Annotated in this window: 23 protein-coding genes and 2 riboswitches; of the genes, 11 read left to right on the top strand and 12 right to left on the bottom strand. The window is 38.6% G+C overall.

Going from position 1 to position 24,685, the window contains the following annotated elements:
• Positions 1–74: 74 nt before the first annotated feature.
• On the bottom strand, positions 75–2,066 hold the full coding sequence (locus BJK46_RS00795) for a catalase (protein WP_014614918.1): 1,992 nt from the start codon (positions 2,064–2,066) through the stop codon (positions 75–77).
• Positions 2,067–2,234: 168 nt separating this feature from the next.
• Here BJK46_RS00795 and BJK46_RS12545 point away from each other — a divergent pair, with 168 nt between their 5' ends.
• Both BJK46_RS12545 and add read left to right on the top strand, forming a co-directional pair.
• Positions 2,235–2,366, top strand: coding sequence for a hypothetical protein (locus tag BJK46_RS12545; RefSeq protein ID WP_015728521.1), 132 nt, complete (start codon positions 2,235–2,237; stop codon positions 2,364–2,366).
• A 92-nt stretch (positions 2,367–2,458) separates the two neighbouring features.
• A complete protein-coding gene (gene add, locus BJK46_RS00790; RefSeq protein WP_065354652.1) occupies positions 2,459–3,454 on the top strand; it encodes an adenosine deaminase in 996 nt (331 codons plus the stop codon).
• 157 nt (positions 3,455–3,611) lie between these two features.
• Here add and gmpC read toward each other — a convergent pair whose 3' ends face one another.
• The 4 genes from gmpC to BJK46_RS00770 form a co-directional block, all read right to left on the bottom strand.
• The gene (gmpC, locus tag BJK46_RS00785) at positions 3,612–4,451 is read right to left on the bottom strand and encodes a dipeptide ABC transporter glycylmethionine-binding lipoprotein (protein WP_014614916.1); all 840 of its coding nucleotides are present in this window, start codon (positions 4,449–4,451) and stop codon (positions 3,612–3,614) included.
• Between the two features lie 15 nt (positions 4,452–4,466).
• Positions 4,467–5,126, bottom strand: coding sequence for a methionine ABC transporter permease (locus BJK46_RS00780; RefSeq protein WP_014614915.1), 660 nt, complete (start codon positions 5,124–5,126; stop codon positions 4,467–4,469).
• Positions 5,120–6,145, bottom strand: a complete 1,026-nt coding sequence (locus tag BJK46_RS00775) for a methionine ABC transporter ATP-binding protein (protein ID WP_065354651.1) — start codon at positions 6,143–6,145, stop codon at positions 5,120–5,122. Before BJK46_RS00775 ends, BJK46_RS00780 begins: the two co-directional genes overlap by 7 nt.
• A gap of 316 nt (positions 6,146–6,461) precedes the next feature.
• Positions 6,462–6,839 (bottom strand): iron chaperone, encoded by a 378-nt coding sequence (locus tag BJK46_RS00770; RefSeq protein WP_015728524.1) that lies wholly within the window; start codon positions 6,837–6,839, stop codon positions 6,462–6,464.
• 205 nt (positions 6,840–7,044) lie between these two features.
• Here BJK46_RS00770 and bioB point away from each other — a divergent pair, with 205 nt between their 5' ends.
• Complete coding sequence (gene bioB / locus BJK46_RS00765) at positions 7,045–8,034, top strand: biotin synthase BioB (protein WP_014614912.1); 990 nt, start codon at positions 7,045–7,047, stop codon at positions 8,032–8,034.
• Between the two features lie 117 nt (positions 8,035–8,151).
• Positions 8,152–9,093: a DUF1002 domain-containing protein gene (locus BJK46_RS00760; RefSeq protein ID WP_015728525.1), complete on the top strand. Its 942-nt coding sequence runs from the start codon at positions 8,152–8,154 to the stop codon at positions 9,091–9,093.
• A gap of 200 nt (positions 9,094–9,293) precedes the next feature.
• Here the strand turns inward: BJK46_RS00760 and ahpF are convergent, their stop codons facing one another.
• A complete protein-coding gene (gene ahpF / locus BJK46_RS00755; protein WP_015728526.1) occupies positions 9,294–10,817 on the bottom strand; it encodes an alkyl hydroperoxide reductase subunit F in 1,524 nt (507 codons plus the stop codon).
• 14 nt (positions 10,818–10,831) lie between these two features.
• A complete protein-coding gene (ahpC, locus tag BJK46_RS00750; RefSeq protein WP_014614909.1) occupies positions 10,832–11,401 on the bottom strand; it encodes an alkyl hydroperoxide reductase subunit C in 570 nt (189 codons plus the stop codon).
• Positions 11,402–11,953: 552 nt separating this feature from the next.
• Here ahpC and nfsA point away from each other — a divergent pair.
• The 4 genes from nfsA (at position 11,954) to BJK46_RS00730 (ending at position 15,908) form a co-directional block, all read left to right on the top strand.
• On the top strand, positions 11,954–12,709 hold the full coding sequence (nfsA, locus tag BJK46_RS00745; RefSeq protein ID WP_015728527.1) for an oxygen-insensitive NADPH nitroreductase: 756 nt from the start codon (positions 11,954–11,956) through the stop codon (positions 12,707–12,709).
• A 257-nt stretch (positions 12,710–12,966) separates the two neighbouring features.
• On the top strand, positions 12,967–14,934 hold the full coding sequence (locus BJK46_RS00740) for a DUF1430 domain-containing protein (protein WP_015728528.1): 1,968 nt from the start codon (positions 12,967–12,969) through the stop codon (positions 14,932–14,934).
• Between the two features lie 3 nt (positions 14,935–14,937).
• Complete coding sequence (locus tag BJK46_RS00735) at positions 14,938–15,267, top strand: YxeA family protein (RefSeq protein ID WP_015728529.1); 330 nt, start codon at positions 14,938–14,940, stop codon at positions 15,265–15,267.
• A complete protein-coding gene (locus BJK46_RS00730; protein ID WP_015728530.1) occupies positions 15,264–15,908 on the top strand; it encodes an ATP-binding cassette domain-containing protein in 645 nt (214 codons plus the stop codon). Before BJK46_RS00735 ends, BJK46_RS00730 begins: the two co-directional genes overlap by 4 nt.
• A gap of 94 nt (positions 15,909–16,002) precedes the next feature.
• On the opposite strand, the gene BJK46_RS00725 is transcribed toward BJK46_RS00730, so the two are convergent.
• The 5 genes from BJK46_RS00725 to BJK46_RS00705 form a co-directional block, all read right to left on the bottom strand.
• On the bottom strand, positions 16,003–17,394 hold the full coding sequence (locus BJK46_RS00725) for an L-cystine transporter (protein ID WP_015728531.1): 1,392 nt from the start codon (positions 17,392–17,394) through the stop codon (positions 16,003–16,005).
• 74 nt (positions 17,395–17,468) lie between these two features.
• A complete protein-coding gene (gene thiO / locus BJK46_RS00720; protein WP_015728532.1) occupies positions 17,469–18,575 on the bottom strand; it encodes a glycine oxidase ThiO in 1,107 nt (368 codons plus the stop codon).
• Positions 18,576–18,665: 90 nt separating this feature from the next.
• Positions 18,666–18,768, bottom strand: a riboswitch (TPP riboswitch).
• Between the two features lie 80 nt (positions 18,769–18,848).
• Positions 18,849–19,448 (bottom strand): hypothetical protein, encoded by a 600-nt coding sequence (locus tag BJK46_RS00715; protein WP_014614902.1) that lies wholly within the window; start codon positions 19,446–19,448, stop codon positions 18,849–18,851.
• Between the two features lie 113 nt (positions 19,449–19,561).
• Positions 19,562–20,236, bottom strand: coding sequence for a hypothetical protein (locus BJK46_RS00710; RefSeq protein ID WP_015728533.1), 675 nt, complete (start codon positions 20,234–20,236; stop codon positions 19,562–19,564).
• Positions 20,237–20,431: 195 nt separating this feature from the next.
• Positions 20,432–20,854, bottom strand: coding sequence for a general stress protein (locus BJK46_RS00705; protein WP_014614900.1), 423 nt, complete (start codon positions 20,852–20,854; stop codon positions 20,432–20,434).
• A 174-nt stretch (positions 20,855–21,028) separates the two neighbouring features.
• Positions 21,029–21,131: riboswitch (purine riboswitch) on the top strand.
• 183 nt (positions 21,132–21,314) lie between these two features.
• Here BJK46_RS00705 and xpt point away from each other — a divergent pair.
• Genes xpt through guaB form a run of 3 tightly spaced genes read left to right on the top strand, consistent with a single transcriptional unit; the run spans position 21,315 to position 24,668 of the window.
• Complete coding sequence (xpt, locus tag BJK46_RS00700; RefSeq protein WP_014614899.1) at positions 21,315–21,899, top strand: xanthine phosphoribosyltransferase; 585 nt, start codon at positions 21,315–21,317, stop codon at positions 21,897–21,899.
• A complete protein-coding gene (gene pbuX, locus BJK46_RS00695) occupies positions 21,896–23,164 on the top strand; it encodes a xanthine permease PbuX (protein ID WP_020220270.1) in 1,269 nt (422 codons plus the stop codon). The genes xpt and pbuX overlap by 4 nt, the downstream gene beginning before the upstream one ends.
• A gap of 37 nt (positions 23,165–23,201) precedes the next feature.
• Positions 23,202–24,668 (top strand): IMP dehydrogenase, encoded by a 1,467-nt coding sequence (gene guaB / locus BJK46_RS00690; RefSeq protein WP_014614897.1) that lies wholly within the window; start codon positions 23,202–23,204, stop codon positions 24,666–24,668.
• Positions 24,669–24,685: the final 17 nt, after the last annotated feature.

Here is a 24,685-nt window from a genome sequence, read left to right as displayed (position 1 = left end):
GAAAATGTAGGCAAGTAATCATAAAACCCCGTCCCTTATCATTTGTAGGGTACGGGGTCGATTTCTGTATGATTTTAACGGTCCCAATATCTCACTCTATCAAATGCTTTTACAATCGTATCGGGTTCATCTGATGTGAAAACACCGGGCGCGTTGAGTTTGATTTTTGAACGACCGAGTTGATTTGCGGCTTTTTCATTGACCACTAATGGCTTTTTATGTTTATACGTCATTTCCGCAAATTCTTCTGCTTCTGGCAATAGGTCTGAGCCGTCTGATAATACAATTGCACTGTCGAATAGTGTAGGGTGTGCGGTGTCGTATGTTTCAGTAATACCGAAATCTTCGTCAATGGCACGTGGTTGTTTGCCAACGAATGCATAATTCAGTTTGTTCTCTGCAAATACTTTCGCATAAGATTTTAGTGTCTCTTCGCTAATCTCCCCACTTACTAATACAGCTACGGAATGTCCTGGTAATGGAATATCGAATTTTTCCATTGTGAGTTGACTGTCTTTCGCTGTAGATTGTACTTCTTCATTCTCTTCTGGGACAGAAACGCCAACATTTGCCGCAACTGCTTCAGCTAATTGACGATCCACTTTATTTAATTGATTAACGGCGTTTTGTTTGACCATCACAGACTTGCACATGCCAATTTCAAATGAGAAACCTGCTACCATATGATCATATTCAGCGGGTGTTAAGCTGTTTAAATATAATTTCGCTTGGCTATAATAATCTTCAAAACTTGAGCTGCGTTTTCTAATTTTATGACCTTCTACTTTTTCTTGATAATGTTCAAAACCGCCTTCCTCTCTCGGTGTTGTGTGAGGGTCGTTATTGTTTAATGCATTTTTATGGTAAGCTGTTTGCCCTTGATGCACATTCATTTGATGCATGGCGTCACGTTGGTTGTTGTGTACTTCATTGACAGGACGGTTGATTGGGATTTGGTTAAAATTAGGTCCGCCCAATCTTGAAATTTGCGTGTCTGTATATGAAAATAAGCGACCTTGTAATAAAGGGTCATTTGAGAAGTCAATGCCAGGAACGATATGACCCGGGTGGAACGCTGCTTGTTCTGTTTCGTCAAACACGTTAGACACATTGCGATTGAGCGTCATTTTACCTACAATTTCGACTGGGACTTGGTCTTCTGGCCAAATTTTTGTTGGGTCTAAAATATCAAAATCAAAGTCGAATTCTTGTTCTGGACGAATAATTTGAAGTCCTAACTCCCATTCCGGATAGTCACCTTTTTCGATAGATTCATATAAATCTTTACGGTGGAAGTCGATATCTTTACCAGATAAAATTTGTGCTTCGTCCCAAACCAATGATTCTAAACCGTGTAATGGCTTCCAATGAAATTTCACAAAGTAAGACTGACCTTCGCGGTTAACGAGGCGGAAGGTATGAACACCGAATCCTTCCATTTGTCTAAAGTTTTTCGGAATACCGCGGTCACTCATCGCCCAGAATGCTGTATGTGTTGATTCAGGATTTTGCGCAAAGAAATCCCAAAAAGTATCGTGGGCACTTCCACCTTGTGGCATTTCATTATGTGGCTCAGGTTTAACCGCATGAATTAAATCAGGGAACTTAATCGCATCTTGAATGAAGAATACTGGAATGTCATTACCTACGAGGTCGAAAATCCCCTCATCAGTATAGAATTTTGTCGCAAAACCACGTACATCTCTCACTGTATCTGGTGACCCTTTAGAACCTTGTACAGTCGAAAATCTTACAAATACAGGGGTTGTTTTTTCTGGATGAGTTAAAAAGTCTGCAGAGGTGTAGGCTGATAAATCTTTATAAACTTGGAATTCACCATGAGCACCAAATCCCCGCGCATGAACAATTCTTTCAGGGATACGTTCATGGTCAAAGTGCATGATTTTTTCTCTAAAATGGAAATCTTCGAGCAAGCTTGGACCACGTTCGCCGACAGTTAAGGTATTTTCATCCTCACTCACTTTGACACCATTATTCGTCGTCATTGCTTTACCATCATTGTTTTTTTGGTCTTTTTTCAATTGTTCTAGCTTTTTATTATCCATTTCCAACGCTCCTTTAGTAATGTAGTCTGTAACAATATACCTATTACCTTTTCGAAAAAAACAGAAACATTTTGCACTAAAGTATTATTAATATACTCATTAATAAATATATTGAATGAGAGTGTTGTTACGTTCGGTAAAGGCCATCACATGTTATAGGTAGTTACAATGATTTCGAGGTTGAATAAAGATGATATTAAAGAGATTGATGCTTATGAACCATCTTATGGGAAATGTTGGATGAATGCTTGGAAAACACTGACATTAGACATTGAAATTCACGTCAGCAATAGTGGATGAATTAGACAATCATGACATTTTAAAAAATGTATTGACAATCAATATAATCACAGTAAAATTAGAAATTAAAAAGATATTGAAAAGAGGATATTATGAATGCGGAATTAAAAGGGATACCCAAGCTTGAATTGCATTGTCATTTGGATGGCTCGGTTAGCTTGGAATACCTTGAAAAGCAAAGCCAACAGCAAGGTATACCTATTCAGATGGACAAAGTGACAGTGGATCAACATTGTCAAAGTTTAGCGGAATATCTACAGTCATTTGACGAAATTTTAAAAGTGATGCAGACACGTATAAGTTTGATTGACGCTGTCGTTGATGTTGCAGAACAAGCAGTACATGATGGTGTAAAATATATTGAAATTCGATTTGCACCCGCATTTCATCAAGGACAAGGATTGGAAATTGACGACATTTTAACAGCTGTGTGCAAAGGTGCGTCTTTGGCTGAACAAACTTTTGGCATTAAAGTAAGAATGCTAGTATGTGGGATGAAACATCATTCGGACGAAATGAACCGAGCGATTTTCGACAGTCTCCGCGATGATGAAACTTTAGAAGCGTATATTGTAGGTGTGGATTTAGCTGGTGATGAAGCGGCATCTCCGACCACGGAACATGAAGCATTGATTCAATATGCGCAACAACAAGGATTGAACATTACGTTACATGCTGGAGAATGTGGTTGTGCTAAAAATGTGTATGATGCAGTACGATTTGGTGCACAACGTATTGGTCATGGTGTAGCGGCTCTACAAGATGAGGATGTACTGGCAACTGTGAAAGCCAAAGACGTCTTACTCGAATTTTGCCCGAAAAGTAACTTACAAACGAAAGCTATTAAATCATTAGATAGCTTAGACCTACAACGTCTATTAAAAGAAAACATCGCCTTTTTAATCAATACAGATAATCGTACCGTAACACAAACGAATTTATTAGATGAATATGCGCTGTTGTTAGAGCACAAATTGTTAAACTGGGAAGATATTGTACGCATTAATTTTAAGGCGATTGATTACACTTTTGCTAATAGTTCAACTAAACAATGGTTAAAGCAACAATTTGAAGTAGAAGCACATTAGTAGATTAGCGGAGAATTTTATGGATAGAGCAAAGAAAATTACAATTTGTTCTGAGTGCTGAAATTTGTATAGAGTGTTTTAATGAGTACAACACAATATAAAATCATTAAACAACCGAGTCTGAAGCACTTTTGTCTCAGACTCGGTTTAACATAAGTTATTTCAAACTATCTTCAATGGCTTTAATTTCAGCTTGTTTTAAATCGATAATTAACTCACCATCTTTTGTATCTTCTTTCAATGCTGCTTTTGCTTCTTCAGAATGGTACAGTTCAGCAATACGTTTGTACACTTTATTGTCTTTATCTTTCGAGTTGACCGCGATGATGTTGATATAAGGTTTAACTGCATCAGAGTCAGAAGCCTCTAAATAAATCGGATCTTTTTTCGCGTCTAAGCCTGCTTTTGTTGCGACACCATTGTTAATCACTGAAATGTCAACATCAGACAATGCTCTTGCTGTTTGTTGGGCATCTACTGCTTTAATATCTAAGTTTTTAGGGTTGTTTTTAATATCTTTAATAGAACTTGATAAACCGAAATCTTTGTTTAATTCGAGAAGCCCTGCTTTTTCAAGTAATTTTAATGCACGTGCTTGGTTAGACACGTCGTTTGGAATGACCACTTTGGCGCCATCTTTCACGTCTTTAATGTCTTTGATTTTTTCTGAGTAAATGCCTAAAGGTGCCAATACAGTTGTACGAATTGGTGTAATTTCAGTGCCCTTGTTTGCTTTTTTAAACGCTTCTAAAAATGCGAAATGTTGGAAAGCGTTCATATCGATATCGCCATCATTGAGTGCTGTGTTAGGAACGTTATAATCCGAAAACTGCTTGATTTCTAAGTCAATATCTTCTTTTTTAGCGAGTTCTTTTACTTTTTCCCAAGCTTTTGTGTCATTTGAAGCAACGCCAAGTGTGACTTTTTCTGATTTGTTATTGCCGCAAGCGCTTAATACGAATACAGCTAATACTAAAAAGGTAATCAGTTTTTTCATAAATATGTCCTCCAGTTAATGTCGTCGTACTTTTTTAGCGAGTGCATTCCCAATAGATTGAATACATTGTACGATAATCACTAAAACGACAACAGTAATAATAATCACAAGTGTATCGAAACGTTGGTAACCATAAACAAGTGCCATATCCCCAATGCCGCCACCACCGACAGCACCAGCCATTGCAGTTGCGCCGATGAGCCCAATAATCGCCGTAGTGAGGGATAAAATAAGTGAACCGAGTGCTTCAGGTAATAGAAAGTAACGAATGATCTGTATCGGTGTGGCACCCATCGCATGTGCGGCTTCTATAATGCCCTCGTCTACCTCTAAAAGTGAGTTTTCAACAAGTCTAGCAATATAAGGGGCTACATAAACAGTCAATGGTACAATAGCTGCCGTTGTGCCAATAGATGTCCCTACAATCAATTTAGTAAATGGAATGATTGCGATAAGTAAAATAATGAATGGCACAGAGCGCAAAATGTTAATCACTGGGTTTAAAATGTGATGAATCCAAGCGTTTGGCCATATACCATTTTGACGGGTCGCCACTAATACAATGCCAAGTGGAACGCCAATTAAAGCACCAAAAATGAGTGAAATGGTCACCATGTATAATGTTTGATACAGTGCTTCTAGTAATTGTGCACTATCAATAGATGAACCTAGCATGTCGGCACCCCTTTCTCATATTGGATTTGTTGATGTTCGAAATAAGACGTGACCTGTTGTTGTTGCGCCGCGTCTCCCTTGATAAGTAACCATAAATAGCCGACTGTCTCCTCTTGAATGTCAGCCATCGTTGCATGTACGATATTCACATTTACTGCCGTTTTTTGAATCAAGTCGTTAATGAGTGTTTGTGTAATTTGAGTCGATTCGATAAATAGGCGATAGATTTGGTGTCGTTCATCAATTTGAAGGTTGTCCATCACTTGTTGAGAAGGTGAGGTATTAATGACAGTGGATACGAAACGTTGAGCAGTTGTAGTTTTAGGATGGCTGAACACTTGTTTCACCGTATCCAACTCAATGACGACACCATTTTCCATAATGGCGACACGGTTACAAATGATTTGAATCACACTCATTTCATGTGTAATGACGATAATCGTGACACCCAAAGTTTCGTTCGTCTTCTTTAATAATTGAAGAATCGAATCTGTCGTCGCTGGATCGAGTGCACTGGTTGCTTCGTCACAGAGCAAAATTTTAGGACGTGTCACGAGTGCGCGTGCAATTGCCACACGTTGTTTTTGACCGCCAGACAGTTCATTAGGAAAGTTGTTCGCTTTACCAGATAATCCTACAAAATGAAGCATTTCTTCGACGCGAGACTTAATTTCATCCATGGGTACTTTACGTAATATGAGAGGCATGGCGACATTTTTAAAGACAGTTTTAGAATCCAATAGATTGAATTGTTGGAAAATCATCCCGATATCTTTTTTGACAGCTCTTAACTGTGCAGGAGCATATGTATTTAAATGATGGCCATCGACATAAACGTCACCAGAAGTTTGTTGTTCTAATTGATTGATCAGGCGAACGAGTGTACTTTTGCCCGCACCACTATAACCAATGACACCAAAAACATCACCAGCTTGAATGGAGAAAGAAATGTCTTTAAGGGCGTGAACCGAATGTCTCCCTTGCTTAAATATTTTATTCACATTTTTAAACTCAATCATACAGACCTCCTAGAATTCCGACTTCACAACTAAGCGATATGTTATGTATTGTAGAAGAACTTCATATTCAAGTCAACATAATTTTGGGTATTTTCAGAAAAATCGCAATCATTTGTTATTAAAGGCGTATTGCAGCATATGTATATATGGAAAATGGATGTTTTTTTAAGGGGTTGAGTGAGAAATGGAAAGGATGGGGCAAGGGCGCGCATAACAAAATTAAAGGGCATGGTGGTAGGGCGAAGGTGCTGTCTGACTCCTCAACATTGAGTATTTTTGAGAAGCCGAGTCACCTTTATGGTAAGCGGCAAAGAAACTACTGTCTCCAGAAGAAGCGTGAGTCTTTTTTATCATGAATATTAAAATCAATGATATCATATAGCAACGTATAATTGACTTCATCTGTCCACTTGATCTTCATAAACATTTTAGTCATTTGATAACCCGTTTTTTCGATCTCTTTCGCAAAAGTATCTAATGTATGTTTTTCTGGTGCGACAGCAAAGTGGGGTTTCGCTTTACTGAATCCTAAAATAAAAGTGCCATTTTTTTTGTACAATAACATCGGTTGATTCCATTTGATTTCCAAAGTAAGTTCAGGATAACGATCGAGTATGGTTTGTATCACTGTTGCTAGTTTCTCACGATGCTCTGGTTTGTCGATGGTTTGCAAAAATTCATCTAATATATTCATTTTGTTGCCTCCGTATCTGTTTTTAGACTGCGGTCTGTCTTAAATCTGATGCTTCTAACTTTATTATAAGCGACATTTTAATTTAATGTGACAACTTCAATATACCCTACTTTGAGTCAACATGAACCGCTACATAGATTGTAAACTTTATTATAAAAATGGTTACAATTATGATATACTGACTTTTATATGAGGAGGAATGACTATGAAAATAGCGAAACAAATATTAGAAGGTCGTGCATTGACTCCAGATGAAGCATTAGATTTGTTGGTGAATCCGTCCTATGACACGATGGATCTTGTTCATGAAGCGTACCAACTTCGTAAACATTATTATGGACATAAAGTGAAGTTAAATATGATTTTAAATGCGAAAAGTGGTATTTGTCCTGAAGATTGTGGCTATTGTGGTCAATCACGTGAAATGAAGCAAAAGCAACGTTACGCGTTAATTTCAGAGGATGAAATTACAGAAGGTGCACGCGTCGCAGCTGAGAATGAAATTGGAACGTATTGTATTGTGATGAGCGGTCGCGGTCCGAGTGATAAGGAAATTGACCATATTACGTCGTCTGTTGAACGTATCAAAGCGGCACATCCACAGTTGAAAGTATGTGCATGCCTAGGTTTGACGAATGAGACGCAAGCAGAGAAATTAAAAGCAGCAGGGGTCGATCGTTATAATCACAATTTGAATACGAGTGAAAATTATCATCATGAAGTGGTCTCAACACATACATATGAAGACCGTGTGAATACTATTGAGATGATGAAGCGAAACAATATTTCACCATGCTCGGGAGTCATTTGTGGTATGGGTGAGTCAAATCAAGACATTGTGGACATGGCTTTTGCATTGAAAGAAATCGATGCGGACAGTATTCCAGTGAACTTTTTACATCCGATTAAAGGTACGAAATTTGGTGAGATGGATCAACTGACACCGACCCGTTGTTTACGCATTTTGGCGCTTTTTCGCTTAATCAATCCGACAAAAGAAATTCGTATTGCAGGGGGAAGAGAAGTTAATTTACGTTCACTACAAGCGACAGCGTTAATGGTCGCGAATTCAATTTTTGTAGGCGATTATTTAATTACAGGTGGACAGCCGAATCAATTAGACTATGACATGATTCAAGATATGGGATACGACATTGATTATGGCACTTCTCATGAATCAGAATTGTTCGTTTAGCCACATCTTTCTTAGCGCGCATGGTACTTTTACGCTTAGGTCCGAGGAATGATAGTATTGTTGAACATTCATGGTAAAATAGAGAAAATAGCGTAGCACTAGGAGGAAGTGACGAAAATGTATAAAAAGCTATTCATCAGTGGTGTGGTCACATCGATGTTAATGGTAGGCGTTGCTCAAGGCGCGAATGAATTTAAGCCAAAAGAAGAAATATTTATCCAAGGTGCCGATTTGAATAACAACCAACTTGTTGAGACGAAAGAGAAGTTGGGAGTCGGCAACAATGTGACGACGTATAAAGTGACAAATACGGATGTCATTGAATATACAGGGACAGAATACGACTTTATCCATTCTAGTGCTTTGATTAAACCGAAACGCTTTACGAGTGGTGTCGATGTAGAAATTGAAACCCCTGAAAACATTACACGTATTACACGAGAACAGTATATGAATGCAGCGATTACATCAGGTATTCAAGATGCGACGATTAAAATTGCTTCTGTCGATCAAGTGACTGGCGAAGGTGCATTGACAGGCATTTATAAAGCCTATGCCACACAAGGTCATCGTTTAAATGCGCAAGATATTCAAAATGCGAACCAAGAAATGAATCATTTAGCACGAATTAGTGAAAATCATCAAAATAAAGATGGCTATTCTGATGAAGCGTTGAATGAAGCAGTTGCAGAAATGAAAGCTCAAATCGCTGAAGCAAAAGCGTCACATCAACAACTGAACAGTACAACAATCAATCAAATTGTCAACCAAACGTTAACAGAGCGCGGACTGTATCAGATTTTAAGTGATCACGAAATTGCGGTCATTCAAAATATCATGGTGAACGTCGCGGAATCCAATGTAGTCAACCAAGATCCGGATGCGTTTAAAAAACAGGCGACTGAGTTAAAAGAAATGATTCAAAGCCAAGCCGGCGACAAACTGAAGAAGCTGAAAGATTTAGATAATGAGGAAACGCGTAATTTCTTGCAAAAATTGTGGGATGCCATTGTCAGCATTTTTACTAAAATTTGGAACTGGTTGATTTCATTTTTGTAGGATAACGTTGATTTCAGAATGTAGAACCACGCTTTACCATTTTAAGGTGTTTGTCCTTTTATGATTGCACTCAAAGGGCTCTCACTTGCTTACTTCGATGGATGAAAAAGCTGTGTTGCCTTTACGTGCATAAAATAGAAAATCGGACTGATGAAAAGATAACCCTTTCTCACCAGTCCGATTAATGATATGAATCCTATTTAGTTACGAATCAAGTAGTCGAATGCAGATAATGCTGCTGTTGCGCCTGACCCCATAGAAATAATGATTTGTTTATAGCGTTGGTCTGTACAGTCGCCTGCCGCAAAGACACCAGGAATGTTCGTGTTTCCTAAACGGTCGACTTCAATTTCACCCATGCGGTTACGTTGAACAGTATCGCCTAACCATTCAGTATTAGGAGAAAGACCGATTTGAACGAAGACACCATTTAAATCAACATGTTTTTCTTGATTTGTTTCGTTACAAGTGTAAGCAATACCACTCACGCGGTCGTCACCTTTGATTTCTTGTGTTGCTGCATGTGTGATGACTGTTGTATTTGGTAATGAATTTAAACGCTCTTGTAATACAGAATCTGCTTTTAATGACTCACCATATTCAAGGACTGTCACACTTTTACAAATACCTGCTAAGTCAATCGCGGCTTCAACACCAGAGTTACCGCCACCGATAACAGCGACGTCTTTACCTTCAAATAGAGGTCCGTCACAGTGCGGGCAGTATGCAACACCTTTGTTTGCGAATGTGTCTTCACCGGGTACACCGATTTTCTTCCAACGTGCACCTGTTGCGATAATGAGTGAGCGCGTTTTAAGCACTGCGCCATTATCTAAAGTCAAATGAACGATATCATCTGTTTTTTCTAATCCTTCTGCACGTACGCCGGTCATAATATCCACATTGTAGTCTTTAATGTGTTCTTCAAGACTTGTCGCAAGTGATGGACCTGTCGTTTTCTTCACGCCAATTAAGTTTTCAATATCAGCTGTGTCATTAACTTGACCACCAATTCTGTCTGCTACGATACCTGTTTTTAAACCTTTACGCGCAGCATAGATGGCAGAGCTTGCACTTGCAGGACCGCCGCCGACTACGAGGACGTCAAATGTTTCTTTATTTTCAAATTCAGAAGCGTCAGGACCTTGACCTAACTCACTAAGAATGTCTGTCACTGTCATACGGCCGTTACCGAATTGTTCACCATTTAAGAAAATTGCAGGTACCGCCATAATGTCTTCTGCTTCTTTTTTGAAAACGGCACCATCAATCATTGTATGTGTTATATTCGGATTGATGACACTCATTAAGTTTAATGCTTGAACGACATCAGGACATTTTTGACATGTTAAGCTAATGAATGTTTCAAAGTGAAGGGGTTCATCAATAGACTTGATTTGATCAATTACAGATTGCTCTTCTTTTGGTGCACGACCACTCACTTGTAAGAGTGCAAGGACAAAAGAATTGAACTCATGACCAAGAGGGACACCAGCAAATGTAATGCCAGTGTCCTCGTTTGGTCTGTTGATACTAAAGCTAGGCGTACGCTTTAATTCAGCTTTTTCTACTGTAATTCGAGATGACATGTCTGAAACTTCATTAACGAGATCGTTCATTTTTTGAGAATGATCGTCATCGCCAGTGCTCACTTTCAGAACAACGTCACCTTCCATCAAATCAAGAAGTTGTGAAAGTTGTTGCTTTAATTCTTGATTTAACATTCAGTATAGCCTCCTTAAATTTTACCTACTAAATCTAATCCTGGAGTTAAAGTTTCGCTACCTTCTTCCCATTTCGCTGGGCAAACTTCACCTGGATTTTGACGAACATATTGTGCTGCTTTAATTTTGTGTACGAGTGTGCTTGCGTCACGACCGATACCGTCTGCATTGATTTCTGCTGCTTGAACAACACCGTCTGGGTCAATAATGAAAGTACCACGTTGTGCAAGACCTGACGTTTCATCTAATACATCGAATTGACGTGTAATCGCTTGAGAAGGATCACCAATCATTGTATATTGTAATTTGCTGATGGCATCTGAATGATCGTGCCATGCTTTATGTACAAAGTGAGTATCTGTAGAAACAGAGAATACGTTTGTACCTAACTCTTGTAATTTTTCGTAATGATTTTGTACATCTTCTAATTCAGTTGGACATACGAATGAGAAATCTGCAGGGTAGAATACGACAACATTCCAGTTACCTTTTAAATCTTCGTGTGTAACTTCAATAAATTCATCTGTTTTTGCATTGTATGCTTGTGCTGAAAATTCCTCAATTTGTTTACCGATTAATGACATAATCAAAATCCTCCTATTTATATGAATCATTATTATTTGGATTAGAACCAAGTTTTACTTTGTGATAATTCCTTATTAATAATAATTCTAATCTCAAGTAGTATTATGACATGGAACAATCATTACGTCAAATAAATACAAAAGATTTTTATCCACTTTGAAGTCAAACGCTTTCATCATTAATAGCGGTTTTGATGTTATAGGTGCAATAAAGCATAAATACAGTAAAAAGGCCACTTTTTGATCACAATTCGGTCACATTTGGTGATTGATACGCATTATTTTCTCATTTTAGTAAAGTTAATAAAGCAGACGATGTATTGGAAATAAAAATGGAAATAAGTTAATTGATAAAAGATTTGAATATCATTTATATGCTTTCATTCTCAATTAAAGGGTAAATATAGAAAGCACTTTGTTGATGTTGTCATAACAGATGTGATTTTCGCTAATTTAATAAAGTACGAGTATGATAGCTAGGAAGCATGCACGAATCATGCGTTTTAGTAGGGCAAATGTTACGATAGAGAAAAGGATGTTAGGAGTGTTTTTATGTCAGAATATGTGTATGATTTGGCGAAACGTCACCATTCAGTTCGAAAATTTAAGCAAACACCAATTGATCGAGAAATAATCAAAAAGTTAATCGAAGCAGGACAAATGGCATCGACATCGAGTTTTTTACAAACGACATCATTTATTGGGGTAGAATCTATTGAAAAGAAAGAGGCACTTAGAGAAGTCTCAGGTCAGCCTTATGTCGTTGAAAATGGGTACTTGCTCGTTTATGTGATTGATTACCATCGCCACCAGTTGGTTAATGAAAAATCGAAAGCAGACATGGCAGCGAGCTTTGAATCGGCTGAAGGGTTATTAGTCGGTACAGTTGACGCGGCATTAGCGGCGCAAAATATTGCATTAACGGCTGAAGATATGGGTTACGGCATTGTATATCTCGGTTCATTACGTAACGATGTGCAACGGGTACGCGAAATTTTAAATTTACCTGAACACGTCTTCCCATTATTCGGTATGGCCATTGGAGAGCCGGCAGATGACGAAAATGGTTCACCTAAACCGCGCCTTCCATTATCGCATGTCTTTCATGTAGATACGTACAATCAAGACGATGCTGAATTGTCTGAACAAATTGAAGCGTATGACCAAACGATTTCTCAATATTATCAAGAACGTACACAAGGTAAACGTGATGAAACGTGGTCTGAACAAATTGCTGGCTTTATGAGTAGCAAGCAACGATTAGAAATGAATGATTGGTTGCAAATGTCAGGATTTAACAAGAAATAATAATAATTAAAACAGAGGTTGGGACAGGTTACTCGGCCTCTTTTTATTTTGAGTTGCAATCTCACTTCATGAAAAAGGATAATATTTGAATCTTTATATCCACTTTTCCTCACTTGTTTTATCCATGAAACTTTTTGTCGTATAGAGATGAAAATGAGTTGTTTTTTAAATTTAATTTCATTATGATAAAAGTGTAGGGCAACAATGAAGTGTTTTTATGTTGTGACTACGAGTAAGTGACTTTTTGGAGGTGAGCAATGAAGTGGATGAAACACTTATTAGATGTGGTCACGCTCACACTAATAAGCTTATTTTTAATTCTTGTACTGTACGAAGAGGATAGTGAAATACTTACTGGAAGTCGTGTGATGCTTGAAGTTGAAAGTTGGGACTACCAACATTCAAAAGCAGAAGTTTTTGAGAAGTTTGAGAAGGTTGCGAAAGACACAGATATTGCGATTTTTAAAGTCGTTATCGATCATAAAGAACATCAAGTCGATAAAGCGATTTATGCGTTTAATGAGAAAGCCAATCATCATACGATTGCGCCGATGAATACGACATATAGTTACCATCATTTAACGCATGATCAACTGATGCAGCGAGATGTACGTGGTGATTATTTCATATTAGATGATATTGGTAATAAGGAACAATTAAAAGTAGCTTTAGAAAGTGTCGGTCTAAAGGTGAGGATGGGATCTGTACAATCATGGATGATCTATGGGGATGTGCTCATTAATCGAGGCCTACTGCTTCCATTTGTGACATTACTTATTATCTATTTGTTGTACCATTTGCATTATCGGAGTCGAAATTTTAAAACGTATGCGACGATGCGTTTACATGGTTATCGCTTTTTTAATATATTTTTTCTGAATATTAAAAAAACTACTATCAGATGGTTGGCATTAGCTATAAGCGTCGGACTCTTTTCGATAGGATTGTTGAAATGGTTAGGATTGGACGGTCAACTCGAATATTTTGTAAGTCGTCTCATCGTAGCGGATATTTTATTTTGGATGACTTTATCTATCAGTTCGTTACTGTCTTGTATCTTACTTATCCGGATAGATATTCCATTGATGATAAAAGGGCTCAAACCCTATCGTCTGTTACGTGCAATGAATCATATCTCTAAGTTGAGTATGTTAGTATTACTCACACTCCTTATTTTGCCGAATCTTAATCAAATGAAAAAGTTAGAACAAATACAAGAAACAGAAACATGGTGGGGCAAGTTGGATGATTATTACACAATTGACTTGAAACCCATACGGCGTAGTATGAACGAAGAAATGGAATTTGCGAAACGATATCACCAAATGGTTGTATACAGTGAGCAACATGAACAAGCATTATTGATGAATCAAAATGTATTGTATGAACCAAGTCAAACAAATTATACGCCAGAAGAAGGAAATGTGCTGTTTGTCAATCAAAACTTTGTTGATTTTTTTAAGTCTCAATTGCGAGATTTACCGAATTTAGAAGACCGACCTGGGCAAATAGAGTTGTATCTACCTCCTCAAGCTAAAAATGAAACCTCAGCCATACGTGCAGATTTTCAGGATTGGGTGAACTATCAACTTCCAAATCCAGAATCAAAGACAAAGGTGCAAGTGACGCAGTTGAAAAATCCTTACGACATTTACGCCTTTGATGTACGTACGGGATTGTCGACAACCTATATGAAGTCGCCTGCGATTTTAATGTTAAATGCCAAAGACTTAACGGATGATTTTTATTATGCCACATTATCACAAGGTGAATTGATTTTTAAAAATTATGAAAATATTGTCCGTAATATCGACCGCTTTAATTTGAAGGATGACGTGCAAGGCGTAACCAATTATAAAGACAGCGTTATGAAAAAGTATCGAGAAGCACAAACGAAATGGATGGTGTATAGCTTTTCTAGTGCAATCGCCATGGCAGTTTTGTGTATCGTGACGCTATTAGATGTATTGCATTACTTTGAGCAGCATCGTCAATGGTTACTTATGCGAAAAATGTTTGGCTTCAGACGTTGGCAAAACTATCGCAACTACATCATATTAAATGGTTTATTTACTGCTCTTATTGGCGCGTTCTTATTTGAAAAGACACAAAATGGCAATGTGCTATGGATATTTGGTGTGATTTTGCTGTTTCAAATCGTTATTCAATGGGCTTACATCCATTATTTAGAAAAACAATTCAATGCATTGATTAGGGAGGCTTAAATATTGAAGAAAAATATGCTGATTTCGATTGCAGTTATCGTAATCGCGTGTGTTCTATTTTTATCTTTTGTACGTCTGACGTACGTTGATTACTTTAATCCGTTTTTAAAGAAGGAGACGTCTTATGCGGTGGTACCATTAGGAACACAAACGTATGTGGATATTCAAGCGTATGACGAATCGGGAGAACCACTCAAATATCGTTTAAATTTCGGTGGATATGATGCCCAGTCTGATCATGTAAAAGTGATTCACAAAGGTAAATACGTCTTTCAAATAGAGTATATTCATGACCTTTCAAAATGGCCTAAAGAGGTGAAGAAGAAAGAATGATTGAATTAAACAATGTAACGATTCAAAAAGGGAAACGCACGATTTTTGACAATGTGAATTTGACATTTGAACCGGGGAAGTCTTATGCGTTGATTGGTCATAGTGGATCAGGGAAATCCACTTTACTGAACGCGATTGCAGGATTCGAAACGTTGAAACAAGGTGAGGTGCGATTCGATCATCGTCCATTAAAGAATGATTATCGCTTTTATCGAGATGTACTCGGCTATGTTTTTCAAAACTATGGGCTCGTTGAATCTATGACGATTCATCAAAATCTCGATATGGCACTCGCTTTCAAGAAAGTATCCAAATCAGAACGCCAACAATTGAAAACGCAATGTTTACAAAAGGTTGGGATTGATATGAATCATAAGCGTAAAGTCGCGACATTAAGTGGAGGCGAACAGCAGCGTGTCGCCCTTGCCCGTTTGATATTGAAACAACCAAGACTCATTTTAGCAGATGAGCCCACGGGTTCTTTAGATGAAGGAAATGGGCAAAAAGTGATGGAACTGTTATTTGATATGGTCGACGATACGCGCACACTCATTATCGCGACGCATGATTTAACGCTCGCGCAACAATGTGACGAAATCATTCAAGTCGATTTACTTAAAAAAGAGGCGCAAAACGTATAAAGACATCCATCAAATAATAAGAAAACGGCAAACCTCATGGAAGGATACCCCCTGTAATGACGTTTGCCGTTTTTTTGTATTGACATACAATCGCTTAATGTTGTGCTGTTAATTCGTCCATATGATTGGAATTGAAAACATCTTCATCGAGTTGTTTTGTCAGTTTAGCAGTGCCTGTACCCGCTAAGATAGAGTCATTCACGTTAAGTGCTGTACGACCCATATCAATCAATGGTTCGACTGAAATGAGGACACCCGCAAGGCCAACCGGCAAGTTCAATGCAGATAAGACCAGGATTGAAGCGAATGTTGCACCGCCCCCTACACCTGCTACACCGAATGAACTTAACACGACAACGATGATGACTGTCACGATAAATTGTAGATTCACTTCAACACCCGCGACAGGTGCGACCATAATCGCGAGCATGGCAGGGTAGATTCCCGCACAGCCATTTTGTCCGATAGATAGTCCAAATGAGCCCGAGAAGTTTGCGATAGCTTGAGGCACACCTAGACGATTCGTTTGCGCTTGTACGTTGAGTGGCAATGTACCGGCACTTGAGCGTGAAGTGAATGCGAATAAAATCACTTCGGCTGTTTTCTTCACATACTGTACTGGATTGACACCAATAACGGCCAAAATGATTAAGTGAATGATGTACATTGTAATGAGTGCTGCATAGGACGCAATCACGAACTTACCGAGAGTCCATATCGCAGCAAAATCACTCGTCGCAATCGTGTTAATCATAATCGCTAAAATCCCATAAGGCGTTAGGCGTAAAACAAATGTTACGATAGCCATGACAAGTGCGTAAATGGCATCAATACCGCGTTTTAAAGTTTGACCATTTTCAGGTTGTTTACGTGCGACACGTAAAAATGCAAAGCCTACAAATGCGGCAAAGATCACGACTGCAATAGTAGAAGTTGCACGTGCACCAGTGAAATCTAAAAATGGATTTGACGGTAACAATTCTAAAATTTGTGTTGGTAATGTTGTCGCAGTCAGCCCTTTTGCTTTATCAGCAATTTCGGCGCTACGAGCGTTTTCTGCCTGCCCTAAGTCAATACTTGAAGCATCTAAATTGAATGCGAGTGCATAGATAATACCGATCATCGCTGCAATTGTTACGGTACCAATCAAAAACATGAAGATGAAGCTGCCGACTTTAGCAAACTTTTCTCCAATTTCAATTTTCGTAAATGCCGCGACGATAGAAACAAAAATAAGTGGAATGACAATCATTTGTAGCAATGCAATATACCCATTCCCAATTAAGCCGACCCAATCCGTTGTTTGAGATGTGACTGTGCCTTCAACACCATAAACAAGGTGGAGTAGGAGGCCTAATACGATACCTAAACCAAGTGCAAAGAACACGCGTTTAGGGAATTTGACATGTTTTTTCGCCATCACCCACAGGCTTAATAAGGCGAGAAGAAAAATAATTAAATTAATAATCACTAAAAAAATAGACATAAATACGCTTCCTTTTTAATTCCGACTTCTATAATAGGATAATAGTAAGGAAACATAAAATCAAGATATATTTTTTATATTTGTTTTATTTTAGGTCTAAATGGAGCAAGCTGATGTCGGGCTTCGCTATCTTCATCAACGAGTTGCGCCATCAGTTGACCAGCAATGGGTGACAGTAAAATTCCGTTACGATAATGCCCTGTCGTCACGAAAAGTTGAGGTGCAATTTCGCCCATAATAGGGATTTCATCTTCTGTAATGGGGCGAATCCCTGTCCAAGTTTTAATGACATGGTGTGATCGTAATGCGGGAATCATGTTCACACTTTCGTGATCAAGCCAAGCAAGGTTGTCGTCATTGTTTTCAGTGTCCCAACAATCATAATCGGATGTTGCACCAATTAAGAAGCGATTCGGCAATTTTGGGACGATGTAACAACCGTTCATATTAAAAATCGTTTCTTTTAAACCGGCGTAATCAGACGCAATCAATTTAACATCACCTTTAACAGGATGCGTCGGTAATTCGAACCCTAACTGTTGAAGCAATGCGCCACTCCATGCACCAGCTGCAATAATGAGTTCGTCAGCTTCAAACGTGCCTTTTGACGTCTCAACACGGTAACAGTAATGGAGGTGCTGTAATGAGTAAACCTCCGTATGCGTCATTAATTCAATATGGGAACGTTGCATGACCGAAGCAATAAGCGCCTGTGTGTAAAGGTTTGCATTAATTTGGCCGTCGTCTTGAATTTTGAACGCGGCACTTTGTGATGGATCGAGATGGGGAAACCGTTGCGTTAATTGTTCCGTCGACAGTTGAGTGACAGTGTGATCGTGATGGTGTAAAAATTCATACTGTTGATGGACGGCTTGGACATCTTGAGGTTGAGAAGCGACTTTGATGAGTCCGTGCTGTTGATATTCGATATGAACCCCCGTTTCGCGCTCCAAGGCTTGGGCTAATTCAGGCATCATCGCACGACTTTTCATTGCAAGTCGATAAAGTGGGGTATCTTCAAAAAATTCATTTTGTGCACCTAACATACCACCCGCAGCATAAGACGCGTTCATTCGTGGGGTGGAGCGATCAATGATACGGATATGACGATGTTTGGAATTGAGTTGGCGTGCAATAGATAATCCCATAACACCTGCACCAATAATCAGCGTTTGTTTCATAAAAAAAGACCTCCTGCATAAAAGGATGCAAGAGGAAAGCATATATGATTAGAATAATGTGGCTACTCGCCATTTATCTTGAGACGATTTCGTCATCATATTGCGCTTCCCTTCGTTGGTTCTAACCACGTCAGGTTCAAAGAGTTAAGATACCATCTTTCTCAGCTCACCTCGAGCACCCCTAGCTTATGTTTTTTTATTAATGATTCATTAGTATTACTCAAACGGACGTTAAATCCAAATTTTACATTTTTAGCTTGTTATCAATGTTGCTTAACCACCAAATAAACGTTGGAAGAAACCTTTTTTCTCGTTGCGGTGAATCGTTTCCGCAAGCTCTTGATGTTCTTTCGTTTGGGTTTCAATGGTTTCTTGCGTTTTTGACAGTTGCTCTGTTTGTTGTTGTTGTGCAGTAGTTAAAGCTTCAAGAGACTTGTTGCTCGTCTCCAACTGTGTATGTAACTGTTGATGTAATGCTTTAAGCTCTTCTTGTTGTTGATGCACTTGTGAGACCATTTGACCTAACATTTGACGTTCTTCACGCATTTGATTAATTTCGTGGCGCAACTCTTGAATCAATTGTGGTACTTGTTGGTCAGCAGGTAGTTGTTGATCGTTTTCCTTAACGATGACCTGTAAAAAGTCTTTTTCTTTTTCGAGCGCTTCGAAAGCAAGATCGTAACTATTCGTTTGTGCGACACGTTCAGCAATTTCTTGGAAGAGTTCGATATCTTCTTCTTTAAAGTCTGTCGCTTCACGTCCACGATATTCAGTCTTGTTTAAATGATAGCCGCGTTCTTCAAGATGTTGGACAATTTTACGGACTTGTTTTTCACTAAGCTCAGATCGTTGAGCAAATTCTTTTGTTAGCATATGCCATTAGGTCCTTTCTCTCATGTTTTTAGACTGTCGGTAGTGTGCGTTCAGTGAACCGTCAGTCTTACCTCTCTATCATTGTAACGGCTTTAACGGTTGATTTCAAGGGCCTAGGCATAAGGTTCTTTACGCAAATCCATTTTAACGAGTAAGGGATAAATCACATGTCTTGGAATACGGTTCGCAAAAACATATTTAATGATATAGGCAGATTTAATACTCGTGCCGTAAATATCTTTCGTTAGAGGAATATTCGCTTTAATATACAACTCCATCGGTACCGGCTTTCCATTGCGATTTAGTGAAGGTTGTAAATAAGTAATATCACTTTGTTTTTCATAACCGTGTTGCACTAAAAAGCGACGACGGAATGCAATTTTATCAGCTGTCTCAGTATCCACGTCGGGTGATTCAAATGTCGACTCAAACATGAAGAAATTCACATCTCGGCCGTGGAGTTGATTAGAAATTTGATTCACATCTTTTTCTATTTGTTCAAGTGTCGCTTTAAGGTACTGTTCACAATTGTCACCGTGCTCACTCACGAGATAGACTAAAAAGCCTACATTTGTTGTCGCTTCATAATGCGCTGTCGCAAAACTGACAACTTCATCGTTTTCGATACCTACGAGAAATACGAAATCGTATTGTGTTTTTTCGGTTTTTAAGGATTGTTCAAATACAGACTCGTCTTCTGTTACGAGGGGGTCTAGTTTATCCATGTAAAACGCTAACGCCGGGACATACCATGGATCTTGGGTTGATTGAATATGTACAAAATGCATGTCACTTCACCTCTCTTAATGGCTTTAGTATAGCATATATAGAGCGAGAAATAGCACAATTAATGGGGGAGACAAAACTCAATTTCCAGAAATAAATACTTCACCCAAGACTTAATCCTTTCGATACAATGAGGTGTACGAAAGTTAACTTAAATCTTGGATGAAGTTGTAAGAGCTATCGATAAGCGTGAATGATTACTCAATATCGCCTTGATGTTCAGATGGGGCATGTTTATCTTGCAGTTTTTGGTTCGCAACATTATGGTTTTCGTATTCCTCTTGACCATATTTCAGTTCTTGAACCATCACCACAATTTTGTCATTTAAAATGTCTTGTTTCAGATCTTCTTTTTGTTCGTCAGAGAAACCAAATTTTGTTAACGCAGCTTCTTCACCATCTTCGCCAATGAAAAAGCGCATGAATTTCTCACTAATCGTACCCGTTGTTGTTTTATGTTGAATTTGAGAATCGTGAAAGCGATCTGTGTTAAGTTTATCTTTGCTTAATACAACGATTTGATTTTCTTTAACGCCTTCTTTTAATAATTGATCTACATATTGAACTGCTTCATCTTCAGTTCGTTTCACTTCGCATTTTGAGATGTTATAAAGTGTCATGCTATGAACCTCCCGCTCATGTTTTATATTTATCTACCCGTATTCTTTACGTGTTAAACGGTTACATTCTTATTATGGCGTTTACAGCATGAATAAGCAAGAATTTACATAAATTTCTGAAAACACTTGATTTAGTACGATAGTATTGCGTAAGTACTTTAAATTTGCTATCATCATGTAATAATTTATCACGCTCATATAATCTGAAGAATATGGCTTTAGAAGTTTCTACCATGTTGCCTTAAACGACATGACTATGAGTAATGGGACATCTATGTAATATGTAACGCGCTGTATCAATGCCTGTATATGTACGGTATCCATATTCCGCGCATCACTACGATAGGTCTTTAGACGTGACATAGTGCCACTTTACAATTGTATGACTCTTACTCGTATACCTGAAACGCTATTCTTTAGTTTTGGGTTTTTTTGATATCTTTTTCGAGGAGGAATTGGAGTGGACGCATTGAGAAGAAAGGTCATTGAAGATGGCGTCGTGATTGATGAAAAGATTCTTAAAGTTGACGGATTTTTAAACCACCAAATTGATGCAGCTTTGATGTACGATATTGGTCAAACCTTTTACGAACAGTTTGTGGATCAAGGTGTGACAAAAATTCTGACTATTGAGGCATCGGGTATTGCACCCGCAATTATGGCGGCTTATCGTTTTGATGTACCTTGTCTATTTGCTAAAAAAGCGAAACCGAGCACGTTGAATGCAGGTTATTACCAAACAGATGTGCACTCGTTTACTAAAAACAAAACGAACACCGTCATCGTTTCGGAAGAGTTTTTGTCTGCAGATGATAAAGTATTAATTATTGATGACTTTTTAGCAAATGGTGAAGCAGCAATAGGGTTACATCGCTTAGTTGAACAGGCTGGCGCAACAACAGTCGGCGTAGGTATTTTAGTAGAGAAAAGTTTCCAACAAGGTCGCTCCCGTTTAGAAGAGGCAGGCTTAACAGTGTCATCGTTATGCCAAGTTGCTTCATTAACAGGCAACAAAGTGACATTAGTGGGAGATACAGAATCATGAAGCGATTTTTATTAAGTTTACAACATTTACTTGCGATGTATGCAGGCGCCATTCTCGTCCCTATAATAGTAGGAACAAGTTTGAACTTTACACCTGAACAAATTGCGTACTTAGTGACAGTGGATATTTTCATGTGTGGTGTGGCGACCTTTCTTCAAGTTTATCGCGGCATCGGTATTGGTTTGCCGGTCGTTTTAGGATGTACCTTTACAGCAGTTGCCCCTATGATTTTAATCGGCCAAACGAAAGGCATCGATGTGTTATACGGTTCACTCTTTTTATCAGGGCTTTTGGTCATTGCCATCGCACCGTTTTTCGCATCATTAGTTAAACTGTTTCCGCCAGTCGTTACCGGAAGTGTCGTGACAATCATTGGAATTACATTAATGCCCGTTGCAATGAATTATATGGCAGGGGGACAGGGCGCTAAAGACTACGGTGATCCGAAACATATTTTACTCGGTTTTGCGACACTTGTGATGATTTTAGTGTTACAACGTTTTGCAAAAGGGTTTTTAAAGTCGATTGCGATTTTACTTGGCTTAGTGTTCGGTACGATTTTGGCGAGTGTGTTTGGTTTCGTTGATGTTGCACAAGTCGGTCAAGCGAACTGGTTTGAATTACCGAAGCCATTCAGATTCACAGGTTTTTCCTTTGATGTTGGTGCTACGATTGTCTTTTTCATCGTCGCATTAGTCAGCTTAATTGAATCTACAGGTGTTTATCACGCCTTGAGTAAGATTACAGGGAAGCAACTCGAGCGTAAAGATTTCAGAAAAGGTTATATGGCTGAAGGGATTGCGATTACATTAGGTTCAATTTTTAACGCCTTTCCTTATACGGCTTATTCTCAAAATGTCGGTTTAGTGTCATTATCTGGTGTTAAAAAGAACGACGTCATTTACGGCATGGTCATTTTACTGGTAATTTGTGGCTGTATTCCGAAACTTGGCGCACTCGCGAACATTATTCCATTATCTGTACTCGGTGGCGCTATGCTTGCAATGTTTGGTATGGTGATGGCTTATGGTGTACGTATTTTGATTGATATTAACTTTAAAGACCAAAACAACTTATTGATTATCGCGATTTCAGTTGGTTTAGGTGCAGGAATTACAGCAGTTCCAGAAGCATTCAAAGGGCTTGGCGATCAGTTCGCTTGGTTTACACAAAACGGTATCGTGTTAGGTACGGTTTCAGCAATTATCTTGAATTTATTTTTTAATGGTATAAACTATCAACAAAACAAAGAAAATGTGAAATAATAATAGGTAGAAAATTGAATGGAGGCTGTCAATAATGATGTGGGAAAACAAGTTTGTAAAAGAAGCACTCACTTTTGATGATGTACTTTTAATCCCAGCAGAATCAAATGTATTACCGAAAGAAGTCGACTTAAGTGTAGAGTTATCAGACAAAATCAAGTTAAACATCCCTGTGATTTCAGCGGGAATGGACACAGTTACAGAGTCTAAAATGGCGATTGCAATGGCAAGACAAGGTGGTTTAGGTGTCATTCACAAAAATATGAGCATCGAACGCCAAGCAGACGAAGTACAAAAAGTTAAACGTTCAGAAAATGGTGTAATCACAGATCCGTTCTTCCTTACACCAGAAGAAAGTGTTTATGAAGCAGAAGCATTAATGGGTAAATACCGTATTTCAGGTGTGCCTATCGTCGACGATAAAACATCACGTAAACTTGTTGGTATCCTGACAAACCGTGACTTGAGATTTATTGAAGACTTTTCAATTAAAATTTCTGATGTCATGACACAAGAAGATTTAGTTACAGCTCCAGTTGGGACAACATTACAAGAAGCGGAAGAAATTTTACAAGCACACAAAATTGAAAAATTACCGCTTGTTGAAGATGGTGTATTACAAGGATTAATCACAATTAAAGACATTGAAAAAGTACACGAATACCCATACTCAGCAAAAGATGCGCATGGTCGTTTACTTGTAGCTGCAGCGATTGGTATTGCAAAAGACACTGACATCCGTGCACAAAAATTAGTAGAAGCGGGCGTGGATGCATTAGTCATCGATACAGCACACGGTCATTCACAAGGTGTCATTAATCAAGTGAAAGCGATTAAAGAAAAATACCCTGAAATTACAGTTGTTGCAGGTAACGTAGCGACAGCAGCAGGTACAAAAGCATTGTTTGAAGCAGGTGCTGACGTTGTTAAAGTAGGTATCGGACCAGGTTCAATCTGTACAACACGTGTCGTTGCAGGTGTAGGTGTGCCTCAAATTACAGCGATTTATGATTGTGCGACAGAAGCACGTAATCACGGTAAAACGATCATTGCAGACGGTGGTATTAAATTTTCAGGCGACATCGTGAAAGCATTAGCAGCAGGTGGCCATGCAGTCATGTTAGGTAGCTTACTTGCTGGTACTGAAGAAAGCCCAGGTATGGTTGAAATGTTCCAAGGACGTCAATATAAAGTCTACCGTGGTATGGGATCATTAGGTGCGATGGAAAGTGGTTCAAACGATCGTTATTTCCAAGAAGACAAAACACCTAAAAAATACGTGCCAGAAGGTGTAGAAGGCCGTATCGACTACAAAGGACCATTAGCTGATACAATTTATCAACTTATCGGTGGTGTGAAGAGTGGTATGGGTTATACAGGCTCAGCGAACTTGAAAGCATTACGCGATGAAGCACAATTTACAAAAATGAGTGCAGCAGGTTTAGCAGAAAGTCATCCACATGATGTTCAAATTACTAAAGAGTCACCGAACTACTCATTCTAATTGATAAAGGAGTACAC

Source organism: Staphylococcus pseudintermedius (assembly GCF_001792775.2).
GTDB lineage: Bacteria > Bacillota > Bacilli > Staphylococcales > Staphylococcaceae > Staphylococcus > Staphylococcus pseudintermedius.
This window is presented reverse-complemented; position numbering and strand designations above follow the sequence as displayed.